Origin of the sequence: Sporosarcina saromensis, assembly GCF_033253735.1 — a bacterium.
GTDB classification, from domain to species: domain Bacteria; phylum Bacillota; class Bacilli; order Bacillales_A; family Planococcaceae; genus Sporosarcina; species Sporosarcina saromensis.
The window spans coordinates 52,312-69,918 of the sequence record NZ_JAUBDI010000012.1 but is presented as its reverse complement, the minus strand read 5'-3'; the positions used below and the strand labels follow the sequence as shown (position 1 = coordinate 69,918).

The window sequence follows — 17,607 nt, the reverse complement described above, 5'->3', positions numbered from 1 at the left end:
TTATGATAAAATAATAATAATCGGAATTTTCAATAACGGAGGGATGCATATGCTATCAGTTCAACGCATGACACCTTTTTTCACGAGTCAAGAAGATTTCCGTCTACGCCTTGTCTTTGCATATCAATATTTCTCAATCGAAAAGGGAGGTGAAATCTACCAATTCGTTCCGACTGAAGGGAAAGAGATTGTCATAAACATCAAAAGCCTGCAAGTAGAGAATTTAGGAGAAGTGTTCGTATTCCAAAAGGGCAACCGTTTCATTCGCCTCCCACTCTATCAACTGCTCCTCATTTCCGACCTACACATACACTTAACGACAATCATGGAAAGTACATTAAAACTCGAAATTCCAATCCCAAAAGTCGTTTCCGAAGAAGCTGCACTCCTCATCGCAACACTCGAACAACAAAACCAACTACGCATGATCGACTACGCACTCGAAACAAACAATAGACAATTATTCATTCAACTAATGGAAGGACTGCGTACGATTTGAAAACTATCGAATAAAAAACACTTATCAACTTGCGATAAGTGTTTTTTGCTGTCGATGTTAATAGCCGATAGGTGAAAACAACTAGAATGGCTCGCTTAGATGAACAGTAGTAAATTTCTAGAATGCATGGTTTTCAGTAGGTTAATATCATCATTACCGTTTCAAAAAAAGTGGCATAAAGAACTCTTATTGAAGCAATCAAGCATTCTAGTCATGAGAACTAAGGTGTTGAAAGAAATTAAATTCAAAACGTGCTACAATATTTAAGGAATAGATTACAAAGTTATACATAGTTTGGTTTTTTAGTTTGTCAAAAAGTGCAAAGTAAGCACGAAGATTGTTGAACCGGTGACACCGAATAACAAATCTTGTAACGTCAATCGGTTTTTATCGTTTTTTTGCATAGACTTTCACTCCTTTGTCGATTTCCCGGGAAATAAGCGGTTAGATGCTGACAAAATTTTATGAAATAATACCAATCTGAAACATACTGATCGCTTTATCAGATTGTCCATTCTAAAACGTATTCATACAATTTAAATTGAATATTTCACAAGATTTGGTACAGTAGTCTATACGTATACGAAAATATTTCATTGCAGAAAGGATCGTCGCTATGTTCTTTGAGTACAGGTTTTGGCACTTTTTGACGAAGCCGGACGAGCTTGCGTCCAATCTACAAACAAGCACGATGCGTCATTTTAATAAGCGGTTACTCGTTGTCATCCTAGCAGGGGTTGTATTATTCGCACTGCGCAACATGTGGGGAATGAACACCGAGGGCTTGACTTCGTTGTTAACAACCATGTCGACAGCAGACTATATTATCGCCAGATACGCATCACTCGTCGGGGCAATCATTTGGGCAGCGCTATACAGTGCATTCCACATTTTCGGAGTGGCCTACATCCTTTCAGTGCTGACGAAAATCCCATATAGACAACTTGTGCCTCTGCAAGTGCTCATTACGGGACTGCTACTACTGGAAAAAGCACTCATCTTTATCGTGTTTGCCATAAAAGGCACAACAGTAAGCCTGTCATTCTTGTCTTTCGGACCGCTTGCGGTGACAATTCTAGAAAACTGGTACTTGATTTTATTCCTGAACCAGCTCACATTAACGGGTGCATTAATCATTACATTGCAATACCGTTTTATCCGTGGTTACGTAGTCGATGGAAGATGGCGCCAACATCTATGGATATTAATCGGCCTTCATGTCGTAATGGCGCTCATCACAGCAGCCGTCGCATACATTCCATTCGACAAATTGCTCAATTCATTGTTCGGAGGTGGATTCTAAATGAAAAAACGAATGTCCATCACCGTCGCAATTGTCGTCAGTGCATTCATCGCCATTAATGTCCATCTTTTATACTCAAAAAAAAGCACTGTTCAACAAACAGTGTATGTCCATCAATATGAGCGCATGACTGAAGGACACTTTGAAGAGACCATTCCTAAAGAAGGACTCGTTTCACCAGCAGCCATTTACACCGTCTACGTTGGAAATGAAGAAACAATCGATACATGGCTCGTTAAAGAAGGAGATCAAGTGCAAGTTGGTGATGAAATCGCGACATTGCAATCTGATCGTGCAGAAAGCCAACTCGCGGCATGGGAAGCAGAGGAACAAGGACTCTTGGAACAACAAAGCGCCATCGAATCAACACTTTACGACTTAGAAACCGACCGAGCAAGCGCAAGTGGCAATACGTCAAATGTCAATACAACTGAAACACCTGGCACGACAGACATCGAATTGACGGTCGATGTACAAGTCGACGTATCCCAAGACGGCGCATATGCGCAAGCAATTGCGCAAGCGGAACGTGAACTCGCAGAAGTCGAACGCAAACTAACTGTCATCCAAGCACAGTTAGCTCAAAATCCTATGCGCCCAGCACTCATCAGTCCAGTAAACGGTACGGTTTCAACTGTCAATAAACACGGCTACACATTGGCAGCCGACGTGTTTAGCGAAGAAAAACTGATTACAACGTATGCAGACCTGCCAGAGTGGCAAAAAATCGAAGCCGGCGACCAAGTACGTATCCAAGAAAACAGCTTGGACACAGTCATTGAAGGAACCGTTCACGCCGTTTCACAAGTACCCGCAACAGACAGCAGATGGCGCAACGCATACGACGAACTAGCACCTGACACCAAACGGAAAAACCCAATGGAACTCTATGAAATTACAATCATGCCACTAGAACAACTTACGACGTTGCCATTCGGCGCAAATGTCAACGCAACACTTATTGTCAACGAAGTGGATGCCGTAAGTGTCAAAGTAGATTGGCTCGAAGCCTACACAAAACAACAAGCAACCGCATGGCAACTCGACGAAAATGGACAAGGCAGAAAGATCGACGTTTCCTCTCCCTTCCAAACGAACAACCGCGCCGTCATCACGGACGGTCTAGCAACGGGAGACATCGTCATCTACAAACACAACATCTCCACCTACGCCGATCCATTCAACGTCATCATGCCACTTCCACTGGACTTGCCACCCAAATCCCAGTGGCGCACATTCGGCTGGAAGAACTACATCAAACACGGCTTCCTCCACTAACAAAAACCGCCCTATGGCGGTTTTTGTCATTCCGACATCCAAATCAGCATACTCCGCCAACTCATGGATTCGTCAAAAGCATTCAGCGCGACCACCAATCCTGCCAACAGAACTCCTCCCGCGAACAAAGAAAACCGCATAAAATGCCTAAACGCGGCATAACTTCCTCAAACTCCGCAAACTATCCCCAAACACCGCATAATTCCCTGCAACGCCGTATAATCGCTCCAACCGCCGCATAACGCCACTCCCTCCAACCAACCCCTTAATTAGTCAAAAGCATTCAGCGCGAGCACTGATCCTGCCATCAAAACTCCTCCCGCGGACAAAGAAAACCGCATAAAATCCCCAAACGCGGCATAACTTCCTCAAACTCCGCAAACTATCCCAAAACGCCGCATAACCGCGCCAAACGCCGCAAAACGCCGCATAACGCCGCATAACGCCACTCCCTCCAACCACTAGTAGCATCCTCACAAATCCCACAAAATTCCTCCCACCAACGAACTACCAGCACACTAAAAAAACCAACACCTTCGAACGATTTTTCTGAAATATCGCATAGTACAACAACAATCGCTATTTTCAATCTACTTTCGCTATGCTATGTTGTGAGAGAACACTACTAAACTCACAAGGGGGAAATGGTACTGTGAAGAAACAAAATTTCACGAAAATGCTAAGCGCACTACTAGCATTCATACTCGTGCTCTCACTCGCCACACCATTTGCAGCATCCGCCAACACGGACCTGCCAAGCGGCACACAAACGAGCGAAACAGCACACAACACCAAAGCTTTCAAAGACAAACTCTCTGACGAAAGCACACTGCAACAAAAAGCCGCCATCGCCGAACAACTCAACCTAATCGGCGGCGAAGCAACACTACACGAGCAACTCCAAAAACTTTCAGGGAACGAACAAATCCCAGTCATCATCCACTTCTCTGAACGCTCGGTAGCACTCGAAAAAGGCATCAAAAAACTCAACGGCAAACCATTTAGCGCCACGGAAGAAAAACAAACCAAACAAAAAGTCAAAAACCAACAAATCCGTGCCAAAAAAGAAATGGTCACCAAAGGCATAAAATTCAACGAAGGCTACACATACGACACAGTACTTAACGGCATGTCAGGCACCATCAAAGCCGACGACCTCGAAAAACTACTCGAAGTCTCAGGCGTCACGCTGATCGAACCCGACACAACCGTCACCGCATTCGAAACAAGCAAACCAGCTAAAACAAACTTGAAAAAACCAACTCCATCAGACAATAAACTTCAAGAGAAAGCACCAAATAAACAAGCAACACCAGCCATGGACACAAGCATCGGCTTCCTAGGCATCGAAGCACTATGGGCTGAAGGCTACGAAGGACAAGGCATCAAAGTCGCCGTCCTCGACACAGGTATCGATGCGGACCACCCTGAATTCCAAGGCATCTACAAAGGCGGCAAAAACTTCGTCCCACACACAGGAACGGACTACGCCCGCCCACGAGCAGCGGACGACGCATCCGAAACATCACCACTCGATCGACCGGATCACCGTCCTGAATTCAACGAACGTGGCAGCTCCTTCTACACATCACACGGCACACACGTAGCAGGAACCATCGCCGCAATCGGCAACAACGAATACGGCATCAAAGGAATCGCACCAAAAATTGACCTTTACGCATACCGCGTACTCGGCGCATACGGAAGCGGCTCCACATCCGGCATCATTAAAGCAATCGACACAGCCGTCATCGAAGGCATGGACGTCATCAACCTATCACTCGGCGGTGGCGCAAACTCCGAAACGGACGGCGCATCATTCGCCATCAACAACGCCATGCTCGCAGGCACAATCTCAGTAATCGCAACAGGAAACTCAGGCCCGAACCGCGGCACAATGGGCACACCCGCCACATCCCGCCTCGGCATTGCAGTCGGTAACACAACAAACCCGGAAGCACGCTATTTCGGTGACGCAGCCATCACAATCGGAGACTACAACCTCTCCAAAACACTGAACCTAATGGGCACAACATTTGGCCAAGACCTTGCCACACAACTGAACGGCGAATATAGCCTCATCGCAGTCCCAGGCGTAGGAAAATCATCCGACTACGCAGGACTCGACGTAACCGGAAAAGTCGCACTCGTCTCCCGCGGCGAAATCCCATTTGTCGACAAAATCGCAGCTGCAAAAGATAACGGAGCAGTCGCAGTCATCGTCCACAACTTTGCAGGCGGCTCAAACGCACCAGGCCCGTCCGGCACATTCCTCGGTGACGCATTCGAATTCATCCCGACATTCGACATGTCCCAAACCGACGGAGACGCAATCCGAGCGGCATTAACACAAGCAGAAGGCACCATCACATTCAGCAACTTTGACAACACACTCACAACCGGCGACGACGTCAACAACTCAAGTTCCCGTGGCCCATCCACACCGAACTTCGACATCAAACCCGACGTCACAGCGCCCGGCACCAACATCATGTCAGCAATCCCAATGTACAAAGCCGACTTCCCGGAAGCAACCTACGAACACGCCTACACGCGCAAAACAGGAACTTCAATGGCTACACCACACATTGCTGGAATCGCGGCATTAGTCAAGCAAGCGAATCCGACATGGAACGCCTTTGACGTCAAAGTTGCCCTGTCCAACACAGCAAAAGTCTTGGACACTAGCAAGTACGACGTATTCGCACAAGGAGCCGGCCGCGTACAAGCCTACCAAGCTGCACACCCGGAAATCCTTGCGTACAGCATGGACACGGCAAACAACGACGGTGAAACAGTCGAAAACCTAAAAGGGACCGTCACATTCGGCCCACAATCACTCGACCAAGCGATCTCTGTCAACAAGCAGATCCTCGTCAAAAACGAGAACGGCAATGGCGGCACATACAACGCAACAGTCGAAGTGACAAAAGGGTTCGCGGATGCAACCGTCACCATCGACAAACCGACGTTCACTCTAGCAGGCGAACAATTGCTCAACGTCACGCTCACAGCATCTGCCAACACGAACGCGAAACCTGGCGATGAAATGCTCGGCTACATCCACATCACAGGTGGCAGCACCGTCGCATCGTTACCATTCGCAGCTGATTTCGGCGGGGAAGCAGCAGCTGAAGTAAAAGACATGTCCATTACTGAAACAGACCTTAGCTTCAACGGCGACGGCGAGAAAGACGAAGCAATGCTTTATTTCACCATCACAGGTGACGTCGGCTTGAACTTCGTCGAAATCTGGGACATCATGAACCCGACAGGCGGCACGTATGAAGACGGCTACATCGGCTACTTGCATGCAGGTTCGAGCTTAGGTGCAGGTTCCTACCAGCTACCAATCCGCGGCCAATACAACCCGTGGGATGGAACAGGCGCAACAACAATTCCTGACGGCCTCTATACAATTGATTTCTCTGGCCAAACCTTATCCGGCAACCCACCAGTCATCGGTGACTACGTCGGACCAGTCGTCGTCAAATCGACTGCAGGTACCGTAACGGGAACAATCGAAGGCACAACAGCAACAGGCGCAATCGATGACGCCTACATCATCTACCAACAAGAACTTGTCAAATACGGCATGGGCTACGACATCAACACAAAACTGAACGCAACATACGAAGTGAAAAATGGGGAAGAGGTCGTTACATCCGGCCCAGTTACGTTAGCACAAGACGGCACATACACATTCGAACTGCCGAATCTGGACAAAGCCAATCACACCGTCATCGTTAAATACACAGACGCAGCTGGCAATAAAGCCGAAGCCGTCATCTACAACGCTGGCGACCAAGCGGACGACCAAATCACGTATACACTTAACGAACAAGCACTCGCCCTACAAACTGGCGACACAGCACAACTGACACTAACAGAAACAACAACAAAACCGGACGGCACAACAACGGACAAAGACGTCACAGCGAACGCAACCTTCACATCAGCTGACGAAACGGTCGCAACCGTCCAAAACGGCACCGTCACTGCAGTCGCAGCCGGAACAACCGAAATCACTGTCACATACAACGATTTCACCGCTGCCGTAACGGTTGAAGTAACAGACCAACCAACCGGCGAAGAAACCGTCACGTATACAGTGAACAAAACGCAAATGGTCCTAGGCGTTGGCCAACAAGAACAACTTTACGTCACTGAAACAACTGTAAAACCGGACGGCACAGTAAGCGAAAAGGACGTCACAGGACAACTTCGCTACAACGTCGTCAACAACACGTACGCAACGGTCCACAAAGGACTCGTCACAGCAAAACAAGCAGGCAAAACCCAAGTGCGTATTTTGATTCCGAATCGCGACCCAATGTACGTCTATTTGGAAGTAAAAGACCTTCCGCAAAACACGGTCACATATTCTGTCAATAAAACACACCTCAACATCGGTGTCGGTCAACAAGAACAACTGTATGTGACAGAAACAACCGTCACACCTGAAGGGGACGTAACAGAAAAAGACATTACCGGCTTTGCGAGCTACAAAGTGATCGATAACACTGTCGCAACTGTCAAAAAAGGGCTCGTCACAGCAGTAGCACCTGGCCAATCACAAGTGCGCATCACAATTCCAGACAAAGAAACACTATACGTCTACTTGACAGTGGAGGACGTCCCACAAGATGTCGTCACATACACTCTGAACAAAAAGGAATTGACAATGCAAGTTGGCCAGCAGGAGCAACTTCGCGTTACCGAAACAACGGTCACTCCTGAAGGTGAAACAACCGAAAGAGACGCAACTGCACAAACGCGTTTCAATGTCGTCAATAACACATTTGCAACGGTTCAAAAAGGACTAGTCACAGCACACGCAACAGGCAAAACTCAAGTTCGGGTCACACTCCCAAATGGCGACATAACACTCGTCTACTTGGAAGTGAAGCAGCCTGCGCAGGAAACCGTAACCTATGCAATTAATAAAAACGAACTCACACTGGAAGTAGGGCAAGAGGACAACCTTACTGTCCTTGCAACAACAGAGCACATCGACGGCAGCACAACAATTACGGATGTCTCTGAACAAGCATCCTACACAGTAGCTGACCCGACGATCGCCTCAGCAACACGCGGCATCGTCACTGGCCAGCAACAAGGAACAACACAAATCACCGTCAAATACGCGGACTTCACCGCAACAGTCGACGTTACCGTCCAAGCACCAGCAGGGCCGGACACAATCACTGTTACAGAAGAAAGCATCGCGCAATACTTGAACAACAAAAAAGCAAAACAAATCATCATCGACATCACCGAATTTACCGATGAAAAACACATCGTCATCGAACAAGCACTACTGAAAAAAATCGAGAAATCCGAGAAAGACGTTGTCCTCCAAATCGCTGGTGCAACCTTCACATTTGAAGACGACGCAATCGAAGAACTACGCAAACAAACAAAAGGTGACCTCACCATCGCCATCAGTCAAGCAGACGGTAGTGAAATCAAAAACGCCATCTCCGACATCTTCACACTCGCCTTCTACAAAGGCACAGGAGATACGAAACAAGCTCTCAACAAACTTGACGAAGAAATCGAAATTACACTACCAATCGACACAACGAAAGTAAGTTCCAAAAAAGTAGCAGTACTGGATCTCACAACGAACAAAAAACTAAAAGCCAAATACAAAAAAAGCAATCTCGAATTTGAAACAAAACAACCAGGCAGCTTCGTTGTTATTAACGATTAAACATTATTAAGAGCCGCGTGATGCACTGTACGGATAGTGCATCACGCGGTTTCATTGATGACAAGCTAAAAAATCCCTTAATTATTTAAAAGGATAGCCATTCTCCTGTTGAACTTTTCACAAAACCTCTTGCATCGCCTAGTTTATAAAAGATAGAATCATGTAATAGAGAAATAGATGAAAAATCATTGAATTGGAAAAGGATGTGCTTCGAAGATGAGCAAAAAAGCGTCCGAACTATTGCAGCATAAGCAGAACATCCAAAACTGGAGCGCACGAAGAGCCACCCAACATAGAAACTATAAAACAACGACGAAATCCGTTCGTAATTACGTCGTGCTTGATTTTGAAACGACTGGATTCCGAGCAGGTGCAGACCGAATCATCCAAATTGGAGCACTTAAGTACATCGATCACCAACAAACTGAAATCTTTAGCACGTTTATCAACCCGGAACGTCACATCCCACACAAAATTACGCGACTTACCGGCATCTCAAATGAAATGGTTCAATGGGCACCAACAATTGAAAATAAAATACACGAACTCATCGAATTCATAGATCATTTACCCATCGTAGCGCATAACGCTCCCTTTGACATGGGCTTTCTATATGCCCTCAATAACCATGAAGGCATCACAATCCCACAATACACAGTCATCGATACTGTCAAACTAGCACGCAAAACCATCACTGAAACACCCAATCATAAACTCGGCACACTCGCCAACTACCTACAACTCGAACACGACGCACACGACGCAATCGGCGACTGCCTAGCCACCGCCGCCATCTACCAATACTGCACAATAACCGCCTGAAAAAAGACCAGGCGGTTATTCCCATCCCCACCCAAGTATCCACAAAAACCCATAAACACCGCATAACCTCCTCAAACCCCGCAAACTTTCTCCAAACACCGCATAACCGCCTCAAACGCCGCAAACTCCTTAAAAACACCGCATAACTCCGAAAATCGCCGCAAACTTCCTCAAAACACCGCATAACCGCCTCAAACACCGCATAACCTCAAAACTACAAATCCCCGCCAACCAACCCCTTAATTTGTCAAAAGCATTAAGCGTGACAAAATCCATCCCCCTCAAAAATCCACCCGCGGAAAAAGAAACACTCATAAAAACAAAGAACGCCGCATAACACCCTCCAACACGGCAAACTTCCTCCAAACACCGCATAACTCCGCCAATCACAGCAAAACCGCCTCAAACACCGCATAACCTCAAAACTAAAAATCTCCTTCAACCAGCCCCTTAATTTGTCAAAAGCATTCAGCGCGACAGATCCATCCCCCTCAAAAATCCACCCACGGAAAAAGAAAACCTCATAAAAACTAAGAACGCTGCATAACTCCCTCAAACACGGCAAACTTCCTCCAAACAGCGCATAACTCCGCCAATCACAGCAAAACCGCCTCAAACACCGCATAAACTCAAAACTAAAAATCTCCTTCAACCAACCCCTTAATTTGTTAACAGCATTCAGCGCGACAAAATCCATCTCCTTCAAAAATCCACCCGCGCAAAAAGAAAACCTCATAAAAACTAAGAACGCCGCATAACTCCGTCAATCGCCGCATAAACGCCTCAAACGCGGCAAACTTCCTCCGAACACCGCATAACTCCGCCAATCGCCGCAAAGCCGCCTCAAACGCAGCATACTTCTCAACAACGCCGCATATCACCCTCCACCCAACTCATTTTCCAAAATTGCTCCTCAAAAATCTCGCCAAAACAACGCATAAACACCCCGTAAAACGCATAACATCAACCAATCACATCAAATTGTGTCTTTTTACATCAAAATACGAACTTGCTCCAAACCATTCCAATCCCGAACAAAGCAAGCTACACTAAACAAGAGGTGAAAAAATGCTATACAAAAACCGAACAATGCCAAACGACTTACAAGGGTTAATCGCCTTGGACAAGCGACTGCCCAACCACCACGATAAAAAGCATGCCGTACAAAAAGAACTATACAACTGCGAAGCAGGATACAAAGGGGAACTCGAATTTGACAAAGCCATGCTCGACTTCGAACCCGACTATCCATACGCACTGTTGCACGATCTCTACTTGCACACCGAAGGAAACTATTTTCAAATCGACTCACTGCTAATCACACCGAGCGCCATCACCATCATTGAAGTGAAAAACTTCGCCAACAAAACAGTCATCACCGAAAATCCAACCCAATTCATCAAAGTCTATCGAAACGGTGACCGAAAAGTACTGAAAAACCCAATCGAAGAAGTCCAACGAAAAACAAAACACTTGAAGAATTGGCTCGCCCAACACAATATCCAGATCCCCATCGATAGCCTCATCATCTTCACACACACCAACGAACTCGTCTTCGAAAACGCGCAGCTTCCAGTGAAAATCTTATTTACTTACGAAGCCGCAGACTACCTAGCTGCACAACCGATCACCGAACACATCCTTGACAAACCCGCAATACAACACTTGGCAATGAAATTCAAGAACCAACACAAAACCTATAACCCATTCCCGCTCCTAAACATTTACAACATAAATCCTCAAGACATCTCAACGGGCGTCATTTGTCCAGCATGCAATAAAATCGGAATGCGTTGGGAAAAGAGGAAGTGGAATTGCAAGAAGTGCGGCCACACAAGTAAAAGCGAACATGCGCAAACAATAAAAGAGTGGTTTATGCTCATCCACCCGCAAATCACGAATCGGCAACTTCGCTATTTCCTACAGCTACCAAGCCGCCACGTTGCTCAAACATTGCTCGCCAAATCCAATCTGCAGCTTCGAGGTGAAAAACGGGCGGCCCACTATATTTTACAAATAGATGGGAAGTCACCAATTCCCATCGAATAAACAGCTTGAAGAGGGGGATGCAATTGAACATCACATTAGAAAAAGTCACACAACAAAACATTAGAGACTGCGTTCAACTAAACGTAGGAGAATCCCAACAAGAATTCGTCGCAAAAAACGTCAATACCATCGCATGGGCATACGTCGATCCAAACTTTACGCCGTATGCAATCTGTCACGACACAACCGTCATCGGCCTACTCGCAATAGAGGACATTCCCGACAATGAACCATACGATCGCTATTGGATTCCACGCTTCATGATCGGCGAGCAATTCCAAGGAAAAGGCTACGGCAAACACGCTATGCAAGCAGCCATCGACATGCTTTCCGAGAAAGCCGACTGCGAACGCATCCGCCTATCCGTCTGGCCCGAAAACCCAGGAGCCATCGAATTCTACAAAAAAGTCGGCTTCATAGTCACTGACGAAATGCTCGAAGACGAAATCGTAATGGACTACTATCCAAAATAAACAACTAACTAACAAAATCATCCATACATGAAAAAGACAGCTTGAAAGCAAGTAGCAAACTTGCCCTCAAGCTGTCTTTCACTTCACAACTTCGCATACCTCTCTAGAACTCAGCATAACTCTGCAAAACGCGGCAAAATTCCCTCAAACGCCACATAATCCCACTCAAAGCCGCATAACCACCGAACTCCAACAATCCGCCTCCAACCAACCCCTTAATGGTTAAGTGCATCCATTCGCGACCGCTATGCCAAATCACAAAAGCACCCCGCGAACCCAGTAAACTCCGCATACGTCTCCAGAACTCAGCAAAACTCAGCAAAACGCGGCAAAATTCCCTCAAACGCCGCAAACTCCCGGAGAACGCGGCATAATCCCGCCAAACGCCGCATAACCACCCGAACTCCAGCAATCCGCCTCCAACCAACCCCTTAATGGTTAAGTGCATCCATTCGCGACCACTATGGCAAATCACAAAAGCACCCCGCGAACCCAACAACCCCCACATACCTCTCGAGAACTCAGCATAACTCTACGAAACGCGGCAAAACTCCCTCAAACGCTGCATAATCCCACAGAACGCGGCATAATCCCGCCAAACACCGCATAACCACCAAACTACAGCAATCCGCCTCAAACCAACTCCTAAATGGTTAAGTGCATCCATTCGCGACCTCTATGCCAAATCACAAATGCACCCCGCGAACCCAGTAAACTTCGCATACCTCTCGAGAACTCAGCATAACTCTACGAAACGCGGCAAAACTTCCTCAAACGCGGCATAATTCCGCCAAACGCCGCATAATCCCACAGAACGCGGCATAATCCCGCCAAACGCCGCATAATCCCAAAAATCCCCGCATAACCAATAAAAATCCTGTATAATCAACCCAAGAAAACAAAATCATTCAACCAACAAAAAAAGAAAGGAGCATCTACCATGCAAGCCGACCAACAAAAAACCACCTACAAACCCGATCCGCGCTTCAAAATCGCCCACCGCGAAGCAAAAATCGGCATTGCACTCGCCATCTTCAACTTCATCTGGTGGTTCGGATTCGCCTACGGACTCGGCAACCGCCCACCCGAAGAATACACATACACATTCGGCCTGCCCGACTGGTTTTTCTACAGCTGCGTCATCGGCTTCATCCTGATGTCTGCACTCGTCATCGTCATCACAAAATACTTTCTAAAAGAAATCCCGCTTGACGCAGAGCCTACCGAAACCCAGCCAAAGGAGGAATCACCGAAACTATGAATAGCCAAGTCATCATCCCGCTCATCATCTTCCTGCTCGCGATCTTCGCCATCGGCTTCATCGCGTCCAAACAAATGAGCACAAATGGCGGATTCCTACAAGAATACTTCCTTGGCGGACGCGAACTCGGCGGCTTCGTCCTCGCCATGACGATGGTCGCCACATACGGCAGCGCATCCAGCTTCCTCGGAGGCCCCGGAACCGCCTACACAGTCGGCTTCGGCTGGATCCTGCTCGCCATGAGCCAAGTTGTCACCGGCTATTTTGTCCTGCTCATCCTAGGAAAAAAATTCGCTATCCTAGCGCGCAAATACAACGCCGTCACGATGATCGACTTTCTAAAAGCCCGCTATAATAGCTCGGCCGTCGCGATTCTATCAGCCCTAGCCATCATCATCTTTCTATTTTCCGCCATGACCGCACAATGGGTCGGCGGCGCACGGCTCATCGAATCGCTAACCGGCCTCCAATACACATCGGCGCTCTTCATCTTCGCCATCTCCGTCCTCGTCTACGTGACCATTGGCGGATTTCGCGCAGTCGCACTCACAGACGCCGTCCAAGGAGCCATCATGGTCGTCGGAACACTCATCCTCCTCATCGGTGTCATCATCGCCGGCGGGGGAATCCCGGCTATCATGCAAGACTTACTCAACGAAAACCCGAGACTCGTCACACCATACGGAGTAGACGGCACCCTCACACCCGCCTACATATCCTCATTCTGGATACTCGTCGGCGTCGGCGTCGTCGGACTCCCGCAAATGGTCATCCGCGCCATGAGCTACAAAAGCTCGCGCGCCATGCACCGGGCACTCGTCATCGGCACCATTGTCACCGGCTTCATCATGCTCAACATGCACCTAATCGGCGTCTTCGCCCGCCCCGTCATGCCAGGAATCGAGGTAGGGGATAAGGTCATTCCGTTAATCGCGTTGGAAGTATTGCCCCCGTGGCTAGCGGGCATAGTCCTCGCGGCACCAATGGCAGCAATCATGTCAACCGTGGACTCGCTTTTACTATTAGTAAGCTCAGCCATCGTCAAAGACGTATACCTGAACTTCATTAAACCGGAAGCTCCCGAAAGACGAGTAAAACAAATGAGTATCGGCATCACAGGCCTCCTAGGAATCATCGTCTTCCTCCTAGCCCTGCAGCCACCCGACCTACTCATCTTCCTGAACCTATTCGCATTCGGAGGACTCGAAGCCGCTTTCATCTGGCCAATCGTCCTAGGCCTCTACTGGAAATACGGCAACAAATACGGCGCTATACTCAGCATGCTCACCGGCATCGCCAGCTACATCGCGATCCACTTCTACAACATAGCAAACGGCAATTTACTCGGAGTACACACCGTAACCGTACCAATCGTACTCTCCCTAATCGCCTACATCATCGGCTCCCTCGCCATCCAGCGAAAAGCCTTCAAATTCTAACTCAAAAGCGGGGCACATACCCCCGCTTTTCTAATCAATATCAATGATCATCCAAACACCGCATAATTCTTACAAACGCGGCATATTTCCTTCAAACCCCGCATATCTTCCTCCAAACACCGCATAACGCCAACCAATCCATCCATCTCAAACAAGCCCTTAATTTGTCAAAACCCATTAGGCGCGACACAAAACTTCAACACTCAGAAACCTTTCGCGGAACTTTGCGTACTCGTCCATAACTCAACACGGATAACTAAAAGGTAATAAAAATGAAATAACACTATAAATATGCTACAGTTAACATATACTAAAAAAGACCGAGCGTCCGACAACGCTCAGTCAATTACAGCGAACATCCGCAAGAAGTGCGGTTGGCTAGTAGAGCATAAAGTAACCCCATCCCACTTTGGCCAGTGTATTGGATGGGGTTATTTGTTTCTAGTGGTAAACAATACAATAATTGCTACAACAGTTGTAACCGCAGTAGCAATTGCTATAAAAAACTGAATCAGAACACTTATAGCTTCGTATGTTCCCGTTTTATCACCCCCTTTCACGGGAGTGCCAACCTTCCATCCAACTATGTCGCTGTAACTTCTATTCTATCATTTCATACCAATTAACGCGAACGAACATTCTGTGTAATGAATAAAGAATTACATACATCGCTCCGATCAAACGTAACCGAACAGCATAGAGTTTACCCACAGAAGCGTTAAAGTTTATTCATAATGACTATCATACTAAAACCTTAATTTGTAAAAACCCATTAGGCGCTACAGATAACCTGCATCACTCAGAAACCTCCACGAATCAGAAAAAACTCCTTCCCGTACAGCGCATAACTACCGCAAACGCGGCATAAATTCCTCAAACGCCGCATACTTTTGCGTAACGCGGCATAACCCGCTCAAACGCCGCACACTTTCTCGAATCGCCGCATAACTCCACCAATCGCGGCATAATCGCCCCAAACACCGCATAACCGCCTCAAATCCCAGCAAAACCCCCAAAAAACCAAAAATCTATGCTAAACTAAATCCCACAAACAACAGAAAGAAGGACACAATCCATGTGGAAACTATACGCACTCCTCACAACCACAATGCTCATCTGGGGACTCAACCTCCCCCTACTCAAATACATGCTCACCATCATGGACCCCGTCACAATGACCGCATTCCGCATCCTCACCGCCGGAATCGCCGTCTTCATCATCCTGAGCACATTCAAACTCGTACGCCTACCAACCAAACAAGAATGGCCATACATCATCGGCGGCGCAGCACTCAACGTCGTCTTGCACCACTACTTCCTTAATATGGGTCTCTTCCGCACATCAGGTACAAACGCCGGACTCATACTCGGAACAGGCCCCGTCCTAACCGCCATATTCACAGCACTCATCCTGCGCAACTACCCAACCAAAATCCAATGGCTCGGCGCAATCGCAGGCTTCATCGGCATCGGCTCCGTCGTCCTCGCAGGGGGGGAAGGACTCAATGGCCTCAAACTCGGCGACACATTCGTATTTCTATCGATTCTCGCCCAAGTGCTCTCATTTTTGGTAATCGCGAAGGCAGCAAGAACGCTTGACCCAAGGCTCCTCACCGCGTACATGTTAACAACAGGCAGCCTCCTGCTCATCGTCATCAGCTTCATTCAGGAACCCGGTGAAATTGCAAAATTCGCTACTGTTCCGCCAACATTCTGGGCAGCATTCGCAGCAAGCGGCATCATCGGAACAGCCGTCGGACACATGCTCTACAACTACTCACTAGGAAAAGTCGGTCCAGCTAAAGCCGCCATCTTCATGAACCTAAACACGCTCTTTTCACTAACAGGCTCAGCCCTCTTCCTAGGCGAAATCATCACAGGACGTCATCTCATCGGCTTCCTACTCATCATCATCGGTGTCATCCTCGGCTCAGGAGCGGCGGAAGATTTATGGAGAAAGAGAAAATTTGCTGAAAGCAATCAAGGAAGGAAGATTACACAAGGAAAGTAGAAAAAAAGATTAACATATCTCTATCGTCCAAGGTTTTATTTTGAAAAGTAGGATCTTGCTTATAGTCTGTTTTAAAAAATTCGGTGCTTAAACGAAGGCAAGCACCGGATTTTTATTTGGTTACTATTTCAAATTTTGTGTATAATTTAACTGAAGTTTTAATCTACTATTTCAATAGAAGTATACCAATTAAAGCAAGGAGCTGAAATATGAAGAAAAGTAGATTGTTTCTAGGAATCATACTGTGTATGACCGTAGTAAGTTCCGTACTTGTAATCAGGGATAAAGATCCTCACGAAAAACCATTACCTACACAAGGAAAGGATGAAGAAAGCGTGAAAACAAACAAAATGGAAAAAGAAAAAGAGTTTAAACCAAATGACAATAGAAAAGACAAAATTGACAATACAATTGTCGTTACGTTACTAGATGCAGGAAAATCCGATGCAACGGAAAAAACCTTCTTGTACACGATAAAAAATGTAGGGAGTACCAAAGAGAAACTGGTCTTCAAATCTGGCCAACATTACGAATACGAGCTATATAGTAAGGACAAAGGGCTAATTAAACGGTATTCTGACGGGAAGGTTTTTACACAAGCATTGGAAGAGATAACACTCGATCCTAACGAAGAAATTGTCTATGAAATAGTTCTTGGAGCACTAGAAAAAGATGACTATACACTTACCATCCACTTGCTCGCTAATAAGACTTTAGACTCTACCGCAACAATAAAATTCAGCATTAAGTAGCATA

11 protein-coding genes are annotated in these 17,607 nt (G+C 46.9%); all 11 read left to right on the top strand.

Annotated features, from left to right (window positions below; genetic code table 11):
- Positions 1 to 49 precede the first annotated feature (49 nt).
- The 11 genes from QT711_RS12740 to QT711_RS12690 all read left to right on the top strand — a co-directional run bounded on the left by QT711_RS12740 (position 50) and on the right by QT711_RS12690 (position 17,603).
- Positions 50 to 499, top strand: a complete 450-nt coding sequence (locus QT711_RS12740) for a transcriptional regulator (RefSeq protein ID WP_317944814.1) — start codon at positions 50 to 52, stop codon at positions 497 to 499.
- Positions 500 to 1,145: 646 nt separating this feature from the next.
- Positions 1,146 to 1,802 (top strand): hypothetical protein, encoded by a 657-nt coding sequence (locus QT711_RS12735; RefSeq protein WP_317944812.1) that lies wholly within the window; start codon positions 1,146 to 1,148, stop codon positions 1,800 to 1,802.
- Positions 1,803 to 3,080, top strand: coding sequence for a biotin/lipoyl-containing protein (locus QT711_RS12730; RefSeq protein ID WP_317944810.1), 1,278 nt, complete (start codon positions 1,803 to 1,805; stop codon positions 3,078 to 3,080).
- Between the two features lie 652 nt (positions 3,081 to 3,732).
- On the top strand, positions 3,733 to 8,796 hold the full coding sequence (locus tag QT711_RS12725) for a S8 family serine peptidase (RefSeq protein ID WP_317944808.1): 5,064 nt from the start codon (positions 3,733 to 3,735) through the stop codon (positions 8,794 to 8,796).
- Between the two features lie 216 nt (positions 8,797 to 9,012).
- Entirely contained in the window at positions 9,013 to 9,618 is a 606-nt protein-coding gene (locus QT711_RS12720; protein ID WP_317944806.1) for a 3'-5' exonuclease, read from the top strand.
- A 1,068-nt stretch (positions 9,619 to 10,686) separates the two neighbouring features.
- A complete protein-coding gene (locus tag QT711_RS12715; RefSeq protein ID WP_317944804.1) occupies positions 10,687 to 11,667 on the top strand; it encodes a nuclease-related domain-containing protein in 981 nt (326 codons plus the stop codon).
- Between the two features lie 23 nt (positions 11,668 to 11,690).
- The gene (locus QT711_RS12710) at positions 11,691 to 12,140 is read left to right on the top strand and encodes a GNAT family N-acetyltransferase (RefSeq protein WP_317944802.1); all 450 of its coding nucleotides are present in this window, start codon (positions 11,691 to 11,693) and stop codon (positions 12,138 to 12,140) included.
- Positions 12,141 to 13,080: 940 nt separating this feature from the next.
- Positions 13,081 to 13,401, top strand: a complete 321-nt coding sequence (locus QT711_RS12705) for a YhdT family protein (RefSeq protein WP_317944800.1) — start codon at positions 13,081 to 13,083, stop codon at positions 13,399 to 13,401.
- Complete coding sequence (gene panF / locus QT711_RS12700; protein ID WP_317944798.1) at positions 13,398 to 14,840, top strand: sodium/pantothenate symporter; 1,443 nt, start codon at positions 13,398 to 13,400, stop codon at positions 14,838 to 14,840. The genes QT711_RS12705 and panF overlap by 4 nt, the downstream gene beginning before the upstream one ends.
- 1,075 nt (positions 14,841 to 15,915) lie before the next feature.
- The gene (locus tag QT711_RS12695) at positions 15,916 to 16,851 is read left to right on the top strand and encodes a DMT family transporter (protein ID WP_317944796.1); all 936 of its coding nucleotides are present in this window, start codon (positions 15,916 to 15,918) and stop codon (positions 16,849 to 16,851) included.
- 209 nt (positions 16,852 to 17,060) lie between these two features.
- Entirely contained in the window at positions 17,061 to 17,603 is a 543-nt protein-coding gene (locus QT711_RS12690; RefSeq protein ID WP_317944794.1) for a BsuPI-related putative proteinase inhibitor, read from the top strand.
- Positions 17,604 to 17,607: the final 4 nt, after the last annotated feature.

What these genes read in the sequence shown, in the direction of transcription:
- QT711_RS12740 (WP_317944814.1), top strand. Translation starts at nt 50, where the DNA reads ATGCTATCAGTTCAACGCATGACACCTTTTTTCACGAGTCAAGAAGAT.
- QT711_RS12730 (WP_317944810.1), top strand. Translation starts at nt 1,803, where the DNA reads ATGAAAAAACGAATGTCCATCACCGTCGCAATTGTCGTCAGTGCATTC.
- QT711_RS12720 (WP_317944806.1), top strand. Translation starts at nt 9,013, where the DNA reads ATGAGCAAAAAAGCGTCCGAACTATTGCAGCATAAGCAGAACATCCAA.
- QT711_RS12715 (WP_317944804.1), top strand. Translation starts at nt 10,687, where the DNA reads ATGCTATACAAAAACCGAACAATGCCAAACGACTTACAAGGGTTAATC.
- QT711_RS12705 (WP_317944800.1), top strand. Translation starts at nt 13,081, where the DNA reads ATGCAAGCCGACCAACAAAAAACCACCTACAAACCCGATCCGCGCTTC.
- panF (WP_317944798.1), top strand. Translation starts at nt 13,398, where the DNA reads ATGAATAGCCAAGTCATCATCCCGCTCATCATCTTCCTGCTCGCGATC.
- QT711_RS12695 (WP_317944796.1), top strand. Translation starts at nt 15,916, where the DNA reads ATGTGGAAACTATACGCACTCCTCACAACCACAATGCTCATCTGGGGA.
- QT711_RS12690 (WP_317944794.1), top strand. Translation starts at nt 17,061, where the DNA reads ATGAAGAAAAGTAGATTGTTTCTAGGAATCATACTGTGTATGACCGTA.